Source organism: Lysinibacillus sp. LK3 (assembly GCF_001043675.1).
Classification (GTDB): domain Bacteria; phylum Bacillota; class Bacilli; order Bacillales_A; family Planococcaceae; genus Lysinibacillus; species Lysinibacillus capsici.
This window is the reverse complement of sequence record NZ_LDUJ01000013.1, coordinates 181099-198523: the sequence shown is the minus strand read 5'-3', so window position 1 is coordinate 198523 and position 17425 is coordinate 181099. Positions and strand designations below refer to the sequence as shown.

General features: G+C 34.2%; 17 protein-coding genes. All 17 read left to right on the top strand.

The window, feature by feature from the left end; translation table 11 throughout:
* The 17 genes from neuC to VK91_RS07760 all read left to right on the top strand — a co-directional run bounded on the left by neuC (nt 1) and on the right by VK91_RS07760 (nt 17316).
* Nucleotides 1–1128, top strand: coding sequence for a UDP-N-acetylglucosamine 2-epimerase (gene neuC, locus VK91_RS07840; RefSeq protein ID WP_048392071.1), 1128 nt, complete (start codon nt 1–3; stop codon nt 1126–1128).
* Nucleotides 1125–2204, top strand: a complete 1080-nt coding sequence (gene neuB / locus VK91_RS07835) for an N-acetylneuraminate synthase (RefSeq protein ID WP_048392070.1) — start codon at nt 1125–1127, stop codon at nt 2202–2204. Before neuC ends, neuB begins: the two co-directional genes overlap by 4 nt.
* Nucleotides 2197–2820, top strand: coding sequence for an acetyltransferase (locus VK91_RS07830; RefSeq protein WP_048392069.1), 624 nt, complete (start codon nt 2197–2199; stop codon nt 2818–2820). Before neuB ends, VK91_RS07830 begins: the two co-directional genes overlap by 8 nt.
* Before the next feature lie 4 nt (nt 2821–2824).
* Complete coding sequence (locus VK91_RS07825; RefSeq protein WP_048392068.1) at nt 2825–3868, top strand: nucleotidyltransferase family protein; 1044 nt, start codon at nt 2825–2827, stop codon at nt 3866–3868.
* 14 nt (nt 3869–3882) lie between these two features.
* Complete coding sequence (locus tag VK91_RS07820) at nt 3883–4596, top strand: cytidylyltransferase domain-containing protein (protein WP_048392067.1); 714 nt, start codon at nt 3883–3885, stop codon at nt 4594–4596.
* Nucleotide 4597: 1 nt separating this feature from the next.
* Nucleotides 4598–5383, top strand: a complete 786-nt coding sequence (locus VK91_RS07815) for an SDR family oxidoreductase (protein WP_048392066.1) — start codon at nt 4598–4600, stop codon at nt 5381–5383.
* Nucleotides 5377–6321 (top strand): Gfo/Idh/MocA family oxidoreductase, encoded by a 945-nt coding sequence (locus tag VK91_RS07810; RefSeq protein ID WP_048392065.1) that lies wholly within the window; start codon nt 5377–5379, stop codon nt 6319–6321. The genes VK91_RS07815 and VK91_RS07810 overlap by 7 nt, the downstream gene beginning before the upstream one ends.
* A 1-nt stretch (nt 6322) precedes the next feature.
* The gene (locus VK91_RS07805) at nt 6323–7147 is read left to right on the top strand and encodes an SDR family oxidoreductase (protein ID WP_048392064.1); all 825 of its coding nucleotides are present in this window, start codon (nt 6323–6325) and stop codon (nt 7145–7147) included.
* Between the two features lie 67 nt (nt 7148–7214).
* Complete coding sequence (fliB, locus tag VK91_RS07800) at nt 7215–8432, top strand: flagellin lysine-N-methylase (RefSeq protein ID WP_048392063.1); 1218 nt, start codon at nt 7215–7217, stop codon at nt 8430–8432.
* Nucleotides 8433–8678: 246 nt separating this feature from the next.
* Complete coding sequence (locus tag VK91_RS07795) at nt 8679–9071, top strand: flagellar protein FlaG (RefSeq protein ID WP_048392062.1); 393 nt, start codon at nt 8679–8681, stop codon at nt 9069–9071.
* A gap of 21 nt (nt 9072–9092) precedes the next feature.
* Entirely contained in the window at nt 9093–11576 is a 2484-nt protein-coding gene (gene fliD / locus VK91_RS07790; protein WP_048392061.1) for a flagellar filament capping protein FliD, read from the top strand.
* A 34-nt stretch (nt 11577–11610) separates the two neighbouring features.
* Complete coding sequence (locus VK91_RS07785; RefSeq protein ID WP_048392060.1) at nt 11611–11970, top strand: flagellar protein FliT; 360 nt, start codon at nt 11611–11613, stop codon at nt 11968–11970.
* 202 nt (nt 11971–12172) lie between these two features.
* Entirely contained in the window at nt 12173–12583 is a 411-nt protein-coding gene (gene fliS, locus VK91_RS07780; protein WP_048392059.1) for a flagellar export chaperone FliS, read from the top strand.
* Nucleotides 12584–12764: 181 nt separating this feature from the next.
* Nucleotides 12765–13148 (top strand): PilZ domain-containing protein, encoded by a 384-nt coding sequence (locus tag VK91_RS07775; RefSeq protein ID WP_048392058.1) that lies wholly within the window; start codon nt 12765–12767, stop codon nt 13146–13148.
* A 90-nt stretch (nt 13149–13238) separates the two neighbouring features.
* Nucleotides 13239–13790: a ribosome hibernation-promoting factor, HPF/YfiA family gene (gene hpf / locus VK91_RS07770; protein WP_004227537.1), complete on the top strand. Its 552-nt coding sequence runs from the start codon at nt 13239–13241 to the stop codon at nt 13788–13790.
* Nucleotides 13791–13934: 144 nt separating this feature from the next.
* Nucleotides 13935–16445 carry a preprotein translocase subunit SecA gene (gene secA / locus VK91_RS07765; RefSeq protein WP_048392057.1) on the top strand — a complete coding sequence of 837 codons (2511 nt, stop codon included), beginning with the start codon at nt 13935–13937 and terminating at the stop codon, nt 16443–16445.
* Nucleotides 16446–16773: 328 nt separating this feature from the next.
* Entirely contained in the window at nt 16774–17316 is a 543-nt protein-coding gene (locus tag VK91_RS07760) for a competence protein ComK (RefSeq protein WP_048392056.1), read from the top strand.
* The last annotated feature ends 109 nt before the right edge of the window (nt 17317–17425 follow it).

Here is a 17425-nt window from a genome sequence, read left to right as displayed (position 1 = left end):
ATGAAACGTAAAATTTGTATTGTAACTGGTACTAGAGCGGAGTATGGTCTATTATCAAATCTTGCAAAAAAACTTCGAGAAGATCAAGATTTTGATTTACAAATGGTTGCTACAGGCATGCATTTATCTCCAGAGTTTGGAAGCACTTATAAAGAAATAGAAAATGATGGATTTTTTATCAATGAAAAGATAGAAATTCTTTTATCTGCTGATTCTCCAACCAGCATTGTGAAATCGATGGGACTTGCTACAATTAGTTTTGCAGATGCATTTAACCGTTTAGAACCAGATTTGCTAATAATTTTAGGTGATCGTTTTGAAATGTTAGCAGTCGCTCAAACGGCGCTTATTATGCGAATTCCTATTGCTCATATACATGGGGGTGAGTGTACCTTTGGTGCGTATGATGATGCTATTCGTCATTCTATTACAAAAATGGCAACATGGCATTTTACAAGTACAGAATCCCATAGAAAGCGTGTTATTCAATTAGGTGAATCTCCAGAACGTGTTTATAATGTTGGTGCTCTTGGTATAGAAAATATTTTAAATTTAACTCTACTGACACGTCAGGAACTATTTCAAACACTGCAACTAGATGAGCAACGACCTATGTTTTTGATAACTTATCATCCTGAAACGAATGGTCATGTTAATGGGGTATACGAATTGTTAAAGACACTGGAAAATTACCCTGATATTAATTTAGTGTTTACGAAATCCAATGCTGATAATGGTGGAAGGTTCATTAATAAGGCGATTCAACAATTTACTTTAAAACATAACAATGCAAAAATATTTGATTCACTCGGTCAGTTAAAGTATTTAAGTGCAGTGAAGAATGCTGATGTTGTCATTGGAAATTCTTCAAGTGGATTAATTGAAGTACCTTATTTAGAAACACCTACTGTTAATTGTGGAAATCGTCAGGAAGGACGTGAGCATCCCAATTCAGTATTTAATACAAATATGGATGCTGAAAATATACTTATTTCCATTGAAAAGGCAAGAAAGTTTAGCGATAAGTATGAACATATATTTGGTGATGGAACAGTATCTGAAAAAATAATTTCAGTATTACGCAGTTTACCTTCATTTTCTATTCAAAAGGGGTTTTATGATTTATGAAAAATAAAACATATATCATTGCTGAAGCAGGTGTCAATCATAATGGGTCATTGAAAATGGCAAAAGAGCTTGTGATGGTTGCAAAAAAAGCTGGGGCAGACGCGGTAAAATTTCAAACCTTTAAAGCTGAAAATCTAGTTACAAAGAATGCGCAGCAAGCAGCATATCAAGTTGAAAATTTAGGTGAGGCTTCATCTCAATTTGCGATGTTGAAAAAGTTAGAATTAACTTTTGAGGAATTTATTGAATTGCAGACGTTTTGTCAAACGGAGCAAATAGAATTTCTATCGACACCTTTTGACTTCGAAAGTGTCGATTTTTTGCTAGATGAAATTGCAATTGCAACGGCTAAAATTCCATCAGGAGAATTAACGAATGCTCCATTTATTCATTATATTGCAACAAAACAAAGGCCAATTATTTTATCTACCGGAATGGCCACTATCGAAGAAATACATGAGGCATTAGCATTTATTTCTTATGGTTTAGCGAAATCTAATGAACCCGTTACGAAAGAGCGTGTGAATCAGTTTTATGTTACAGAAGAGGCGAAAGAAGTGTTGGGAAAATATGTAACGCTGTTACATTGCACAACACAATATCCAGCGCCTATGGATTCCATTAATTTAAAAGCAATGATTGAAATGGAAAGAATCTTTCAATTACCTATTGGCTTATCAGACCATTCAGGAGGAATCAATATTCCGCTTGTAGCAGTAGGGATGGGTGCAACCGTAATAGAGAAGCATTTTACATTAGATAAAACGTTAGAAGGGCCGGATCATATAGCCTCTTTAAACCCTGAAGAGCTAACGGCAATGATAAAAGGAATTAGAGAAGTAGAACAGGCATTAGGAGATGGCATAAAAAAACCAACATCTATAGAATTACAAAATCGTATTCCTGCACGGAAAAGCTTAGTTGCTAAAAAAAATATACAAGCTGGTGAAGTATTGTCTATTAGCAACTTGACTGTTAAAAGACCTGGAGATGGTCTTCAACCTTCTAATTACTGGTCTCTCATCGGTAAAATGGCTTCAAAATCATATGAAGAGGATGAACTAATAGATGAATAAAGGGATTATTATGATTGGGAATGGGGGACATGCTTCAATATTAACAGAAATTTTACTTGAACAGAAGCAAACGATAATTGGATTTACTGCACCTACTTTAGAAAAGAATGCTTTTGCTTTGCCTTATTTAGGAACTGATAAGGTAATAGAAGATTATAATCCATTTGACATTGAACTAGTACTTGCCATAGGGACAATTAAACCGTCCCCATTACGAGAAAAAATCTTTAATAAATTTACGCAAAAAACGTATCAATTTAAATCTGTCATCCATCCTTCAGCCATTATTGCTCCTTCCGTCCAATTAGGACAAGGTGTTCAAATAATGGCTGGTACTATTATTCAAACGAATACAATAGTTGCCGATAATAGTATTATAAACACTGGTGCGCTGATTGATCATGATTGTCAAATAGGTTCCCATATACATATTGCGCCAGGCACAAAAATATCAGGCAGTGTCCATATAGAAAAAGGAACACATGTCGGAACAGGTGCAACAATTATTCAAGGCATTCATATAGGATCAAATTGTTTAATTGGTGCAGGGGCTGTTGTGGTTAGTAATTTTGTAAATGGCGTAAAAGCAGTTGGCGTACCTGCAAAGGAAGTGTAACTATATGAAAAAATGGCAAAAAACGCTAGTTAATCAAAATCATACTTTACTAGAAACTATGAAAATTATTGATGATTCTTCTTTGCAATTTGCAGTAGTTGTAGATGAAGAACAACATTTGCTTGGAACTGTCACAGATGGAGATATTCGCCGTGGCATTTTGCGAGGTGAAGGTCTTGATGTGAAAATTACATCTATTATGAACCCAAATCCAATAACGGCAAAAAGTGGTCAAAGGTATCATAAATATAAGCAATTAATGAAATCAAAAATGCTTAAGCAGTTACCTATAGTAGATGAGGATAATAGAATTATCAATATACTTTTTGCGGACAATATTGAAACGACATTAAATAAAAACACGGTTGTATTAATGCTTGGCGGATTAGGTACAAGGTTGCGACCATTAACAAACGATACACCAAAACCAATGCTTAGAGTGGGAAATAAGCCGATTTTAGAAACAATAATAGAAGGTTTCAAGCAATATGGCTATACTAATTTTATTTTTTCTGTTAATTACAAAAAAGAGGTAATCCAGGACTATTTTCAAAATGGGGAGGCATTTGATGTAACGATTGAGTATATCGAGGAAGACAAGAAAATGGGGACTGCTGGAGCACTTTCATTATTAAAAAAAAGACCTACGAAACCATTTTTTGTGATGAATGGAGATTTGCTCACACAAATTAATTTCGATCAACTAATGCAATTCCATATGAATCATAATTCTATTGCGACTATGTGTGTGAGAGAATATGAATACCAAATTCCATATGGTGTTATAGAAACTGATGGGACAGACTTAGTCACAATAAGAGAAAAACCAATTCATCGAAGCTTTGTAAATGCGGGTATTTATGTGCTTAATCCTGAAGTATTTAATTATATTCCACATAATGAATATTATGATATGCCCACACTTTTTGAACAATTAATTGATAAAAATAAGAAAACATCTGTATTCCCAATCCACGAATATTGGTTGGATATAGGAAGGATGGATGATTTTAATAAGGCGAATGATAATTACTGTAAAAAGAAATGAGGACAGATAATGATATGATAGATTATAAAAAGGTACTGGCTTTAATACCTGCAAGAGGCGGAAGTAAATCTATCCCTAAAAAAAATATAGCTAATTTATGTGGAAAACCCCTTATAGCATGGACAATTGAAACAGCTAAAAAAACCCCTGAAATTGATAAGGTAATTGTTTCTACAGATGATTTAGAAATAGCAGAAATAGCAATTAAATATGGTGCAGAAGTACAAATGCGTCCTTCAGAACTAGCAAGTGATAATTCGTTGGTTATTAATACAATGCATTATGTTATAAAAGAATTGCAAAAAAAGCAGGATTATTATGATTATATTATTTTATTAGAAGCAACTTCTCCGATGAGGGAGGTAGAAGATATTAGTAAATGTATTAAAATGATTTATGAGAATTCATTAGATTCTGTTGCAACTTTTAAAGAAGCGGATTTAAATCCACATAGAGCTTGGAAAATTGAAAACGATGTCCCAACAACATTTATTGATGATGTTATTCCATGGTTACCACGTCAACAATTGCCAAGTGCGTATCAATTAAATGGAGCAGTATATATAACTAAAGTAGATACGTTGTTGAAGTCGAACAAAGAACTTCTTCTAGGTGAAATTGGTGCTGTTACAATGCCTAAGGATAGATCAGTAGATATAGATGATTTAATTGATTTTACTTTAGCTGAACTTGTTTTAAAGAAACGAATTGAAGAGAAGGGGTATTAAAATGAGTGTTACACTGAGAGAACTATTTGATTTACAAGGGAAAACCGCTTTAATCACTGGAGGAGCTGGATATTTAGGTACTGAAATGTGTGAAGCTTTAGCTGAGCAAGGAGCTAACATTTTTATTGCAAGTAGAGATGTGAATAAATGCCAATTACTTGCTGATAAATTATCAGTAAAATATCCAAAACAAAATTTCATAGCGTTAAAAATAGATTTAATGAATAAAAATTCGATTGCAGAGACAATCAGTAAAATTGATACATTAGATATTTTAATCAATAATGCTTGGTCTGGGAATAAAAATTCTTTTGAATCTATTTCAAATGACGATTGGGAATATGATATTGATATGAGTCTTAATTCAGTTTTTAGACTTGTAAAAGCAACAGAACATTTATTAAAACAATCACAAGGTGTCATTTTAAATACAGCTTCAATGTATGGTCATGTAGCACCGGATTATAGAATGTATAATAATGAAAAATATACAAATCCACCATCATATGGCGCAGCAAAAGCGGCAGTTATACAATTTAGTAAGTATTTAGCAAGCTTTTTAGCTCCTTATCATATTCGCGTAAACTGCATTAGCCCTGGACCATTTCCTTTCCCAGAGACACAAAAAGATGAAGAATTTATGCGTCGACTAGGGGGGAAAAACCCTATGAACCGTATTGGACAACCTCATGAGCTTAAAGGTGTAGTGGCATTATTATGCTCTGATGCATCCTCATATATTACAGGACAAAATATCTGTGTAGATGGTGGTTGGGGAGTATGGTAAAAAAAATAGGCTTAATTGGTTTAACAGAAAATAACGGACATCCATATTCGTGGGGATCTATTATTAATGGGTATAACGATAAAGCATTGAGAAATGCAAATTGGGATGTTATTTATAACTATGTTAAGAAGAGGGATATTTCTGAATTTGGTTTTCCTTACATTAAAATTACTCATGTATGGACTCAAGATGATGCTATTAGCAATAATTTAGCACAAGCTATTTGTGCAGAGAGTGTCGTCAAAAACTATACTGATATGATTGGAGAAGTTGATGCAGTAATTATTGCTCGAGATGATTATGAGCAACATTTAGTAATGGCTAAACCATTTTTAGATGCAGGTATGAAAGTTTTAATAGATAAACCTTTGACAATGGACATATCAGAGTTATTGTATTTTAAAGAATTCCTATCTAAAGGACAGTTAATGTCTGTTGCAGGATTAAGATTTGCAATTGAATTAGATGAGATAAGAGCTAATATGAACAGGTTTGGTAAGCTAAAAGTGATACAATCCTCAGTTATTAATGAATGGGAAAAATATGGAATACATATAATAGACGGGGTACTAGGGTTATTAGAGGAGAAGCCAAAATCAATTGAATTTATTTCTAGTAATGCTGAAATATATGTGGTTACCTTTGATAGTGGATTAGTCTGGACAATTAATATTCTTGGAAGTACACAAAAAACATTTAATATAGAAGTTTGGGGAGAATCGAAAAGATCTAGTGTCGAAATAGAAGATAATTTTTCTATGTTTAGACGAATGCTTTATCGATTTGGAAAGTTAGTAGATAAAAATGAAATACTTTATAACCCTGAGAATACTTTGTTATCAATTGCACTATTAATAGCTGGAAAGCAATCACGTCAAGAGAATAGAAAAATTATATTGGATGAGTTTTATCATTGCTTAGGAATAGAAGGGTATTAAAATGAAAAAAGAATTTAAAAAGCTTTTTGATTTGCAAGGTAAAAATGCTATTGTAACAGGCGGTGCAGGAATTTTAGGTAGCCATTTTTGTATGGGCTTAGCTGATGCAGGTGCCAATGTAGCGGTAGTAGATATCAATATTGAAAAGGCGAATGAACTTGCAAGTACAATTGAAAAAGATTATGGAGTAAAAACACTAGCGATTTATTGTGATTTGACATCTGAACAATCAGTAAAAGAAATGGTTAATAGTGTCGTAACAGAATTTAAGACAATTGATATTCTTCATAATAATGCAGCGGGTAAATCTAGTAACTTAGAAGCTTTTTTTGCCCCGTTTGAAGAATATGAATTGAACCAATGGAAAGAAATTATGAGTACGAATTTAGATGGGATGTTCCTTGTAGCTAAATATGTAGGAAAAGTAATGAAGCAACAAAAAAATGGAGGTTCTATCATTCAAACTGCTTCTATTTATGGCGTACTTGCTCCAGATAATCGTATTTATGAAGGTTCGTTTTATTTAGATCGTCAAATCAATACGCCAGCCATTTATTCAGCATCAAAAGGGGGTGTAGTTGCATTCACTAAATATCTTTCTACCTATTGGGCGAAAGATAAAATCCGTGTAAATACAATAACCCCTGGTGGAGTGGAAAGTGGTCAAAATGAAATATTTAAACAAAATTATTCAAATCGTATTCCGTTAGGTCGAATGGCACAAGCTGACGAAATGGTTGGAGCGTTAATTTATTTAGCATCTGATGCTTCAAGTTATGTAACAGGACAAAATATTATTGTTGATGGTGGTTTAAGCGCTTGGTAAATTAAGAGGTTTGGAGAGTTTTTTAAAAAAGTAAGTTTTAATTAAATATAAAGTAGGAGGTGCATATATGAGACCTATTTTGATTCCTGAGTATTTAGAAGATTTTGGGTGTATTGGAGGTGCTTGTGAAGATACCTGTTGTGCTGGATGGAATATTACAGTGGATAAAAAGACATACCAAAATTATCGAAAAGTAAAGCATCCTGAAATAAGTGAGAAGTTACAACGTTATGTGAAGCGGAATCGAAAACAGCAGGATGATTCAAGTTATGCAAAATTACTTTTAGACGAAAATAAGAATTGTCATATGATGTTAGAGGATGGGCTATGTGGTATTCATAAAGAATTGGGAGAACAATTTTTATGTAATACTTGTGCTATGTACCCAAGACAATTTACACAAGTAGGTTCCTTTATCGAAAAAAGTTTAACATTATCTTGCCCTGAGGCAGCTAGAGTTGTACTGTTACGTGAGGATGGTTTAGGTTTTATTGAGACAGAGGAGCCTAAAGAAACTCGTGGTTTGATAGGTAATAAATTAGATTTAAACAAACATCCACTTTTTTGGGATATAAGAATTTTTATTATTGAGCTAATGCAAAATCGTACACAACCTATTGAAATTCGATTAATAATTTTAGGTCTATTTATTCAAAAAGTTGAGCAATTAAAACAAAGTGATTTAGAGCAACAGTTACCTAAAATTATGGAAGATTATTTAAATCGACTATGCAACGAAGAATACATTAATTCATTAAAAAATATAGAAGGGAACTTAAATTTTCAGTTGAATTTGGCTCGAGACTTAATACGCTATCGTATGTCTACAGAGTCATCCGATAAATATTTAGCCATTCTTTATCAATTATTAGATGGGTTATTATTAGATGAAGATGACAATAAAGAAGTGCAAGACATTAATCAATCGATAGCTAAATATAATCAAAGCTACTTAGAATTTTATGAACCATTTATGAAAAAGCAAGGCTATATACTTGAAAATTATGTTGTCAACTATATATTTAAAAATCTTTTTCCATTTGATTATAATACAACGTTCGAGAGCTATATGATGCTCATTATTCACTTTACACTCATTAAATTACATATGATTGGTATGGCTGCAAAGCAGCAAAAATTAACGCAAGATATGGTAATTGAATGTATACAACAATTAGTAAAAACAATTGAACATCACTCTTCATATCTACAAGGAGTCCGTAAAGGTATGGAAGATTCAGGGTACAACACAATGGGACATATGTTTGTAATGATTAATAATTAATTGGAGTCATTATGGAATGTAAGCAAATCTTATATGGAAATACAATAAAAATGGAGAGTAATTTGACTCATTTAGTACTCTCTTAAAATACTAATAATATAAAAAGCCTTTAGTTTAATGTTTTGAACTAAAGGCTTTTTACTGGAAAAGTATCATCAAAAGTAGTTTACAGTAAAAAAGTGAAACATTCCTAAAAACTTCCGATATTAAATATAAGAATAAGAAAAGTTTAGGAGGTTACATATTATGCGTATTGCAACACAAGGTCAATCTACAGATGTAGGAACTCCAGCGTCATCTACAGTTGCGAAGAAAACAGTGAAAGAGGAAACTACGATGACGACTACTAGTAAAGCTCAATTAGTAACGCAATCACAAGTAGAAAATCTATCTACTGCTGACGTACAAGAAATATCTAAAGAGAAGCTGCAACATGCAGTAGACACTGTAAATGAATTTTTGCAAATCAATCATAATGCTTCTAAATTTGTTTTACACGACGGGTTGGATCGTTATTTTGTACAAGTTGTTGATACTAAAACAGAAGAAGTTGTAAAAGAAATCCCTCCTAAAAAACTTTTGGACGCATTTTATGAGATGCAAAAGTTATTAGGTATGGTTGTAGACGAAAAAATATAGCATATTTTGGAGGAAATTATAATGGTAAATAGAATCGGCGGATTAGCATCAGGAATGGATATAGATTCAATAGTAAAAAAATTAATGAATGCGGAAAGAGCACCATTAAACAAGTTATATCAAAAAAAACAAACGTACGAGTGGCAACGTGACGCATATCGAAGTATTAATACAAAACTAAAAACATTTGATACTTATATATCAGATAATCTAGTACTAAAAAGTCTCATTTCTAAAACTGCAGCTAGTTCCAATTCTAATTTAGTATCTGCTACTGCAACAGGCAGTGCTGCTGGATCACTTTCAATTGAGGGGGTTTCGCAATTAGCTACTGCAGCTCGTAAAGTAGGAGAGCAAGTAAATGCTGTAGGTTCTACGAAAATGGCTGATTTAGGGGCAACAGGGACAATAGAATTTAAAGCTATTCAAAAGAACGGTCAATTAGCAAGTGAGGCAACAAAAATTGAAATTACTTCTGATATGACAGTGGATCAGTTTATTAGTAAAGTGAATTCTAGTAATGCAGGAATTAGCGCTGTATTTGAAAATGGACGGTTCTCTTTTACTGCCAAAAACACAGGTGATGTTAAGGGCGATGAGGAAATCAAAGTTACAGGTGGAGTAGATATTTTCAATAAGTTAGGATTTGCTGACCCTAGTAAAGTTCAAAATATAGAAGGGAAGAATGCTATTTTCACTGTGAATGGCATAGCGACAGAACGTACAACAAATACGTTTTTGATTTCAGGCTATAATGTAACGTTAAAAGATACATTCAATGGGCTTCAAACGATTTCAGATAAATATAAAGCTGCTGTTGAAGAATTTAACAATGCTACTGACAATTTAGCAAATAAACAAGCAAATCTTACAACTAAACAAAGTGCTTATGGTGCTAGTGATATTAATAGTTACACAGCTAACCATGAAACGGCTTATAAAAACGCTTTTGGTAATACACTATCATTGTCACAACAAGTGCAATACAATAAACTTGGAAGTGATACATGGAGAAATTTATCAACAGATGAAATAGATTTCATTAAAAACCAGTCATCCGTACAAGGAATCAAAGACAATATTGATGGAAGTACTTTAAGTGATGAAAGTAAAGCAAAATTAAAAGATTTATCAAATAGTGCCCTAGATGTTTTATTTACAAACAAAGACCAGCTAACAGATTTTAAAGCTCAAGCTGATTATGCAAAATACGGTACAAAATTAAAAGATTTTGATCAAAATGCTATTGATGCACTAAAACGCTTCTCGTATAACAGCAATGATTCAATTGATAAAATTCATAAAGATATAGATGATAATCCTGAATTTACAAAGGAAGTAAAAGATGCATTAAAATCTTTAAGTAAAGATGATTTAACTAATTTAATAGCAACAGATTCGGCTACTTTAAAAACTTATCAAGAAAAAGCTCAGGCTGACGATTTAAAACAAAAGTATAGTCAGTTTGGAGATGCGTTAATTAAAGGTTTGCAAGATGGTTCTAAAAAAGTTGAAGATTTAACGACAGAACAAAAAGAAATTTGGGATAATTTAACTCCTGAAAAAAAGGTTCAATTTAACGCCCTAGCGGAACAAAATATCCTACGTAAAGAGTATTTAACTGCAGATGCCGAAGAAAAAGCAGCTGTTACACGTTTAAATGAAGCGACTAGTACGCAAAATGCGGCAAAAGCAGATGCTGATGTAGCTGGTATCTTAAATGGTGATGGTAGTATTGATGATGCGAAAGTAAATGCTGCTCCAAAAGCACAAGCGGTGACGATGACATCAACAACAAATGTTGACGATATCATGACCAAAATTAAAGAATTTGTAACTACTTATAATGGCTTTATAAAAGATTTAAGTGATCAAACGAAAGAAACTAAATATCGAGATTATACACCATTAACTAGTGAACAAAGAGAAGAAATGTCCGAAAGTGAAATTAAGCTTTGGGAAGAAAAAGCAAAGAGCGGCTTACTTCGTGGGGATACTCTAATTCGTGAAGGACTATCGAATATGCGTGCATTAGTGTATCAATCTAATCCGGCTATCGATTCTAAATATAATACTTTATTTAGTATTGGGATAACTACATCTAAAAACTATAATGATGGTGGAACTTTACAAATTGATGAAAAAAAATTACGTGAAGCGTTAGAAGAAAACCCAGAAGCAGTGGAAAAACTCTTTAATAATAGTGAAGGTAAAGAGAAAGATATTGTAGATGGTAAAACTGTAGATACTCGAGGCTATTTAGATAAATTAAGATTTGGAGCTATGAAATCTTTTGAGCTTACTATTGAGAAAAAAGCCGGTCGATCAACGATGACCGACGCTCAATATGTAATTGGAAAAAATTTAGTGGATACAGAAAGTCGAATTAGTACTTGGAAGCGAAAACTAGAAGATATCGAGGCTCGTTATTGGAAGCAATTCACTGCAATGGAAACAGCGATTAATAAAGCGAATTCTCAATCAAGCTTGTTCGCTCAAGGTTGATGGAGTTTTTAATTAGGCAAGGTAGGAGAAGTTTATGCAACTAATAAACCAACTATTGCAGGCGTCTGCGAATCTATATAAATTTTTAGGAGATATCCCAAAAGGCGAAGATCGTGATGACTATGTGGATACTATTAATAATATGTTGGACAAGCGTGGAACGATTATTAATGGATTGAAACAAGAAGGTTTTCATTTTGATGAACAAGATCGAATTCATCGTACATTATTAGAACTAGATAATGGCATTAAAGAACGGTTAGAAACTGTGATGGATGCAGTTAAACAAGACATGGCGAACCTACAAAAAACGAAGAAAAGTGAACAGCAATATTATAATCCTTACTCGAATGTTCGCGTAATGGATGGCATGTATTATGACAAAAAAAATTAATAGTTTATCTTCATTCATCGTGCTGGAAGTTGCTAGCTGAATGAAGAGAAAGCATTGGCAGATGTCATCCGATTTTAAAAGGAGTGAATTGTGATCATACAATTCAAAATCCAGACAAATTTACGCTGAGACGTAAATAGCTTTTCTTCTTAAAATGGTTTAAACTAGTAAATAAGTAACCTTTCAAAGGAGTTGTCCTTTATTGGCAGCAAATTTAACAGCACAAAACGCGTATAAACAAAATAGTGTGACTACAGCTTCACCTGGCGAATTGACATTAATGCTTTATAATGGATGCTTAAAATTCTTGCATAAAGCGAAACAAGCTATCCAAGATAAAAATATTCAAGAGAAAAATACAAACATTCAAAAAGCTCAGGCGATTATTAGTGAACTGATGTCTACACTCAATATGGATATTGAGATTTCGAAACAAATGCTACCTCTTTATGAATATATGAATCATCGTTTAGTAGAAGCCAACATTCAAAATGATGTAGCCATTATTGAGGAAGTGGAAGGATTTGTGACGGAATTTCGCGATACGTGGAAGGAAGTAATTCGCATTAATCGACAACAGCAATTTGGTCAGGGAAACAGCGGACAAATTTAGACACAATTAGAGATCATCGAAAGAGATGGTCTCTTTTTTGTTAAACCGTTATTATCATGAAATAGTCATAAATTAGGCTATTCAACGGTAAAATATGTTACTTATTCCCTGTGGCTGTTAGTTGGGCATCATGGCATAATCAAAGCAATAAACATGTTTAAAAGAGTACTGGGGTGGGAATATGATCTTTAAGCGTCAAGAAGGTTTCCGATTTAAATTTAAGGAGCCTATTCAAATAACTTTTGCTATTTATGAGAATGGGAAGGTCAATCATGGACAAACGGCTATGGCTGACTTGTTGGATATAAGCCCACGTGGATTAAAGATGTTTACGGAAGTGGATTTAGGTATAAACCCTCCTCCATTAGATATCCATTTTGTGCTTGATACACAAGAAGTTCGCGCTTATGGAGAAGTGATTTGGAGTCGTCCATTTGGGAGCGGCAAGCAATACGGCATCTATTTCAATAATCAAGGACCCGTGGAAGATTTGATTGTTGAAGAACTAAAGCTTCGACGAAAAAAGGAAGCAGCAGAAGCGAAAAAACAAAATAATAATTTATAAAAATTTTTGTAAAAAAAAGAATGATTTTAGAGGAATTTCACACACTTGTGTAGAAATAGATAGTATAGCAGTTATAAAGGAGGAGTTTACATGTTAAACTTTAACATTCGTGGTGAAAATATTGAGGTAACTCCAGCTATTCGAGAGTATGTTGAGAACAAAATCGATAAAGTTGAACGCTATTTTAACGAAGATGTTAATGCCAACGCTAATGTCAATTTAAAGGTTTACAATGACAAACAAACTAAAGTGGAAGTTACTATTCCAATGAAGAATCTAACTCTTCGTGCTGAAGAGCGTCATAATGATATGTATGCTGCTGTTGATCTAATTGTTGATAAATTAGAGCGTCAGATCCGCAAGCATAAAACAAAAGTAAACCGTAAATTCCGCGAGCGTGAAGGTGCAGGCCTTTATTTTGCTACTACTCAAGCAGCCGCTGATGCTGTGTCAGAGGAAGAAGAATACTCAATTGTTCGTACAAAGCAATTTGATTTAAAACCTATGGATCAAGAAGAGGCAGTTCTACAAATGAATATGCTTGGACATGATTTCTATGTCTTTACAGATGCTGAATCGAACGGCACAAATATTGTATATAAACGTAAAGATGGAAAATATGGCTTAATTGAAACTACTTAAAACTTCATGATGACAAAGGCTCTCGCGATGGCGAGGGCCTTTTTTTGGTATGACAATCATATGTAGCCGGGGTGACAGTTTGCATGAAACTGTTACACAATGGTAAAATGAAAGTTGAATCTATATAGGAAGTGAAAAACATTCATGGCAAACCTATTAAATAAATTATTTGATTTCAATAAACGTGAGCTAAAAAAATTAGAAAAAATCGCTGACCAAGTTGAGAGATTTGCTTCTCAAATGGAACAGCTTTCAGATGATCAACTACAAGCGAAAACAGATGAATTTAAAAAGCGCTATGCTGAGGGTGAGCATTTAGAGTCGATTCGTGCCGAAGCGTTTGCTGTTTGTCGAGAAGCGGCAAAACGTGTATTAGAGATGTACCCTTTCCGCGTTCAAATCATGGGGGCAGCCGCTCTTGATGAGGGGAATATTGCGGAGATGAAAACCGGGGAAGGTAAAACTTTAACAGCGACAATGGCTGTTTATTTAAATGCCATCACTGGTAAAGGTGTACATGTTGTAACAGTCAACGAATACCTAGCGAGTCGTGATGCTGCTGAAATGGGACAACTTTATAATTTCTTAGGCTTATCTGTTGGGCTTAATTTAAATAGCCTTTCAAAAGATGAAAAACGTACTGCTTATGAGGCAGATATTACGTATAGTACAAACAATGAGCTAGGATTTGACTACTTACGTGATAACATGGTGCTTTACAAAGAGGAACGTGTACAACGTCCATTGCACTATGCTGTCATTGATGAGGTGGACTCGATCTTAATTGATGAAGCTCGTACGCCATTAATTATTTCGGGTCAAGCTGGGAAATCAGCACAGCTTTATAAACAGTCTAATGCGTTTGTGCGTATGTTAAATGCAGAGACAGACTATACGTATGAAGAGTCAACAAAAGGTGTTACGTTAACAGATGCAGGTGTGGAAAAGGCAGAAAAAGCATTTGGCATCGATAATCTATTTGATTTGACACATGTTCGTTTAAATCATGCGATCAATCAATCATTAAAGGCGCATGTTAGTATGCATAATGATGTCGATTATGTTGTGCAGGATGGCGAAATTGTGATCGTTGATGGCTTTACTGGTCGTTTGATGAAGGGTCGTCGTTATTCTGATGGCTTACACCAAGCGATTGAGGCTAAAGAAGGCGTTGAGATTCAAAATGAATCGATGACAATGGCGACAATTACCTTCCAAAACTACTTCCGTATGTATCAAAAGCTTGCAGGGATGACAGGTACAGCGAAAACAGAGGAAGAGGAATTCCGTAATATTTACAATATGAATGTTGTCGCTATTCCGACGAATAAACCGATTGCTCGTGATGATCGTGCTGACTTGATTTTTGCAACGATGGAAGGGAAATATAAAGCAGTTGCTGCTGATATCGCAGAGCGTCATAGAGCTGGTCAACCTGTTCTTGTTGGTACAGTTGCTATTGAAACGTCTGAGATTATTTCTAAACTATTGGATAAACATAAAATTCCTCATAATGTATTAAATGCGAAAAATCATGAACGTGAAGCTGAAATCATTGCGAACGCTGGTACAAAGGGTGCAGTGACAATTGCAACTAACATGGCTGGACGTGGTACAGATATTAAACCTGGCGAAGGAGTACTCGAAATTGGCGGTTTAGCGGTAATCGGTACAGAGCGACATGAATCACGTCGTATTGATAATCAGCTTCGTGGACGTTCTGGTCGTCAAGGGAATCCAGGGGTTACACAATTCTACCTATCCTTAGAGGATGATTTAATGCGTCGTTTTGGCTCTGATAATATGAAGTCGATGATGATGCGCTTAGGTATGGATGATTCCCAGCCATTGCAATCTAAAGTTGTGTCGAGAGCTGTAGAATCAGCGCAGAAACGTGTCGAAGGTAATAACTTTGATGCGCGTAAACGCTTATTACAATATGACGATGTACTACGTCAGCAACGTGAGATTATTTATAAAGAGCGTTATGATGTACTAGAAACAGAAAATATGCGTGTGCTTGTTGAGTCTATGATTCAAGAAACAATCGATAATGTTGTTAGCCTGTATACTCAAGGTGAACAGAAGGATTGGAACCTAAAGGCTATTGAAGACTTTGTAGCGGCTAATCTTTTAGAGGAAGGTCAACTTAAAGTATCTGATTTCCAAGGCAAGTCTGCTGAAAATATTAATCAGCTAATCTCTGATGCTGTTCATGTTCGTTATGATGAAAAAGAGGCAGAACTGACACCAGAGCGTATGCGTGAGTTTGAAAAGGTTATTTTATTACGATCAATCGATACAAAATGGATTGATCATATTGATGCAATGGATCAACTACGTCAAGGTATCCATCTGCGTGCTTATGGTCAAAACGATCCTCTTCGTGAATATCAACAAGAAGGCTTTGCGATGTTTGAGGATATGGTAGCCTCTATTCGCGAGGATGTTGCGAAATATGCGATGAAAGCAGAAATCCGCAATAATCTGGAGCGTGAAGAGGTGGCAAAGGGGCAGGCTGTTAATCCAAAAGAAGAAGGTGGCGCTGCGCCGAAAAAGCAACCAGTACGTAAAGCTGAAAACATTGGTCGTAATGATTTATGTCCATGTGGTAGCGGCAAGAAATTTAAAAACTGTCATGGTACAGCTCAATAATATCTAGGTGAAAAAATCATTTTAACTACGTGTTGAAATGATTTTTTCTTTTTAAAATTACTTAAAAATGAAGAAATTTTAGTATAAAAAGTCAGAATTTATAGACAATTGAAAAATATGGGTATACAATAGCTGTAATAATAGGTATATAGTACAAGTTATTTATCCTATTATTATCCTGAATTTTTGATGGTGATACTAAGTCTTAAGGAGGATCGGAATTTTCAAGCAATCTTACTCATTGAAAATAGCGGGAATGTACGCATATTTGTATATTCCTTTTTATTTTGACTGGAAGCAACATAAAATGTATAAAGGGGGACTATAGATGCATAAAAAAGATATTATGAATAGTGAAACAATGATGTATATGCCTGTGTATGATTCCTTTGGAAATTTATGTACGCAGGTGTATGAGAAAAATAATGAGTATATATCTACGTTACCACCAACGAAATTATTGGACTTTAATCTGCGTTATTTTGGTTCTAGTTTAAGAGGAGCATTCGATGGTTCGAAAATGATCCTAGGCAAGCTTAATAAAAATCCTATCGTCGTGCACGAACGTTGTAATATTTTATGGTTTCCTAGTAGGTCTCCTTTACACCCTGACTGTATCTGGTTCGCTGTTCATCATATAGATGACTATGTCGCTGTGGATAAAAAGAGGACAAAGGTCACTTTTATGAATGGCAAGGAATTTATTGTGGATGTCAGTGTCAATGCGTTAGAGTCTCGGATTCAAAGAGCTTTTTTATTAAAATATAGACTTGAGAAACGAACAAAATATTTACTTGTTCAGTATGACCGTGTGAAAGTATTTCAACGTCTTGCCAAGAATATGTTTGAGGACGAGACGCAGGATAGTTGACTTAATTCCACAAAACATCTGCTAGATAGTATGTTTTCGTTTCTAAAAACGTTATAATAAAAAGATACGGAGCTTTATGAATAAAGTGTTAGCTCCATGACTAACGTTC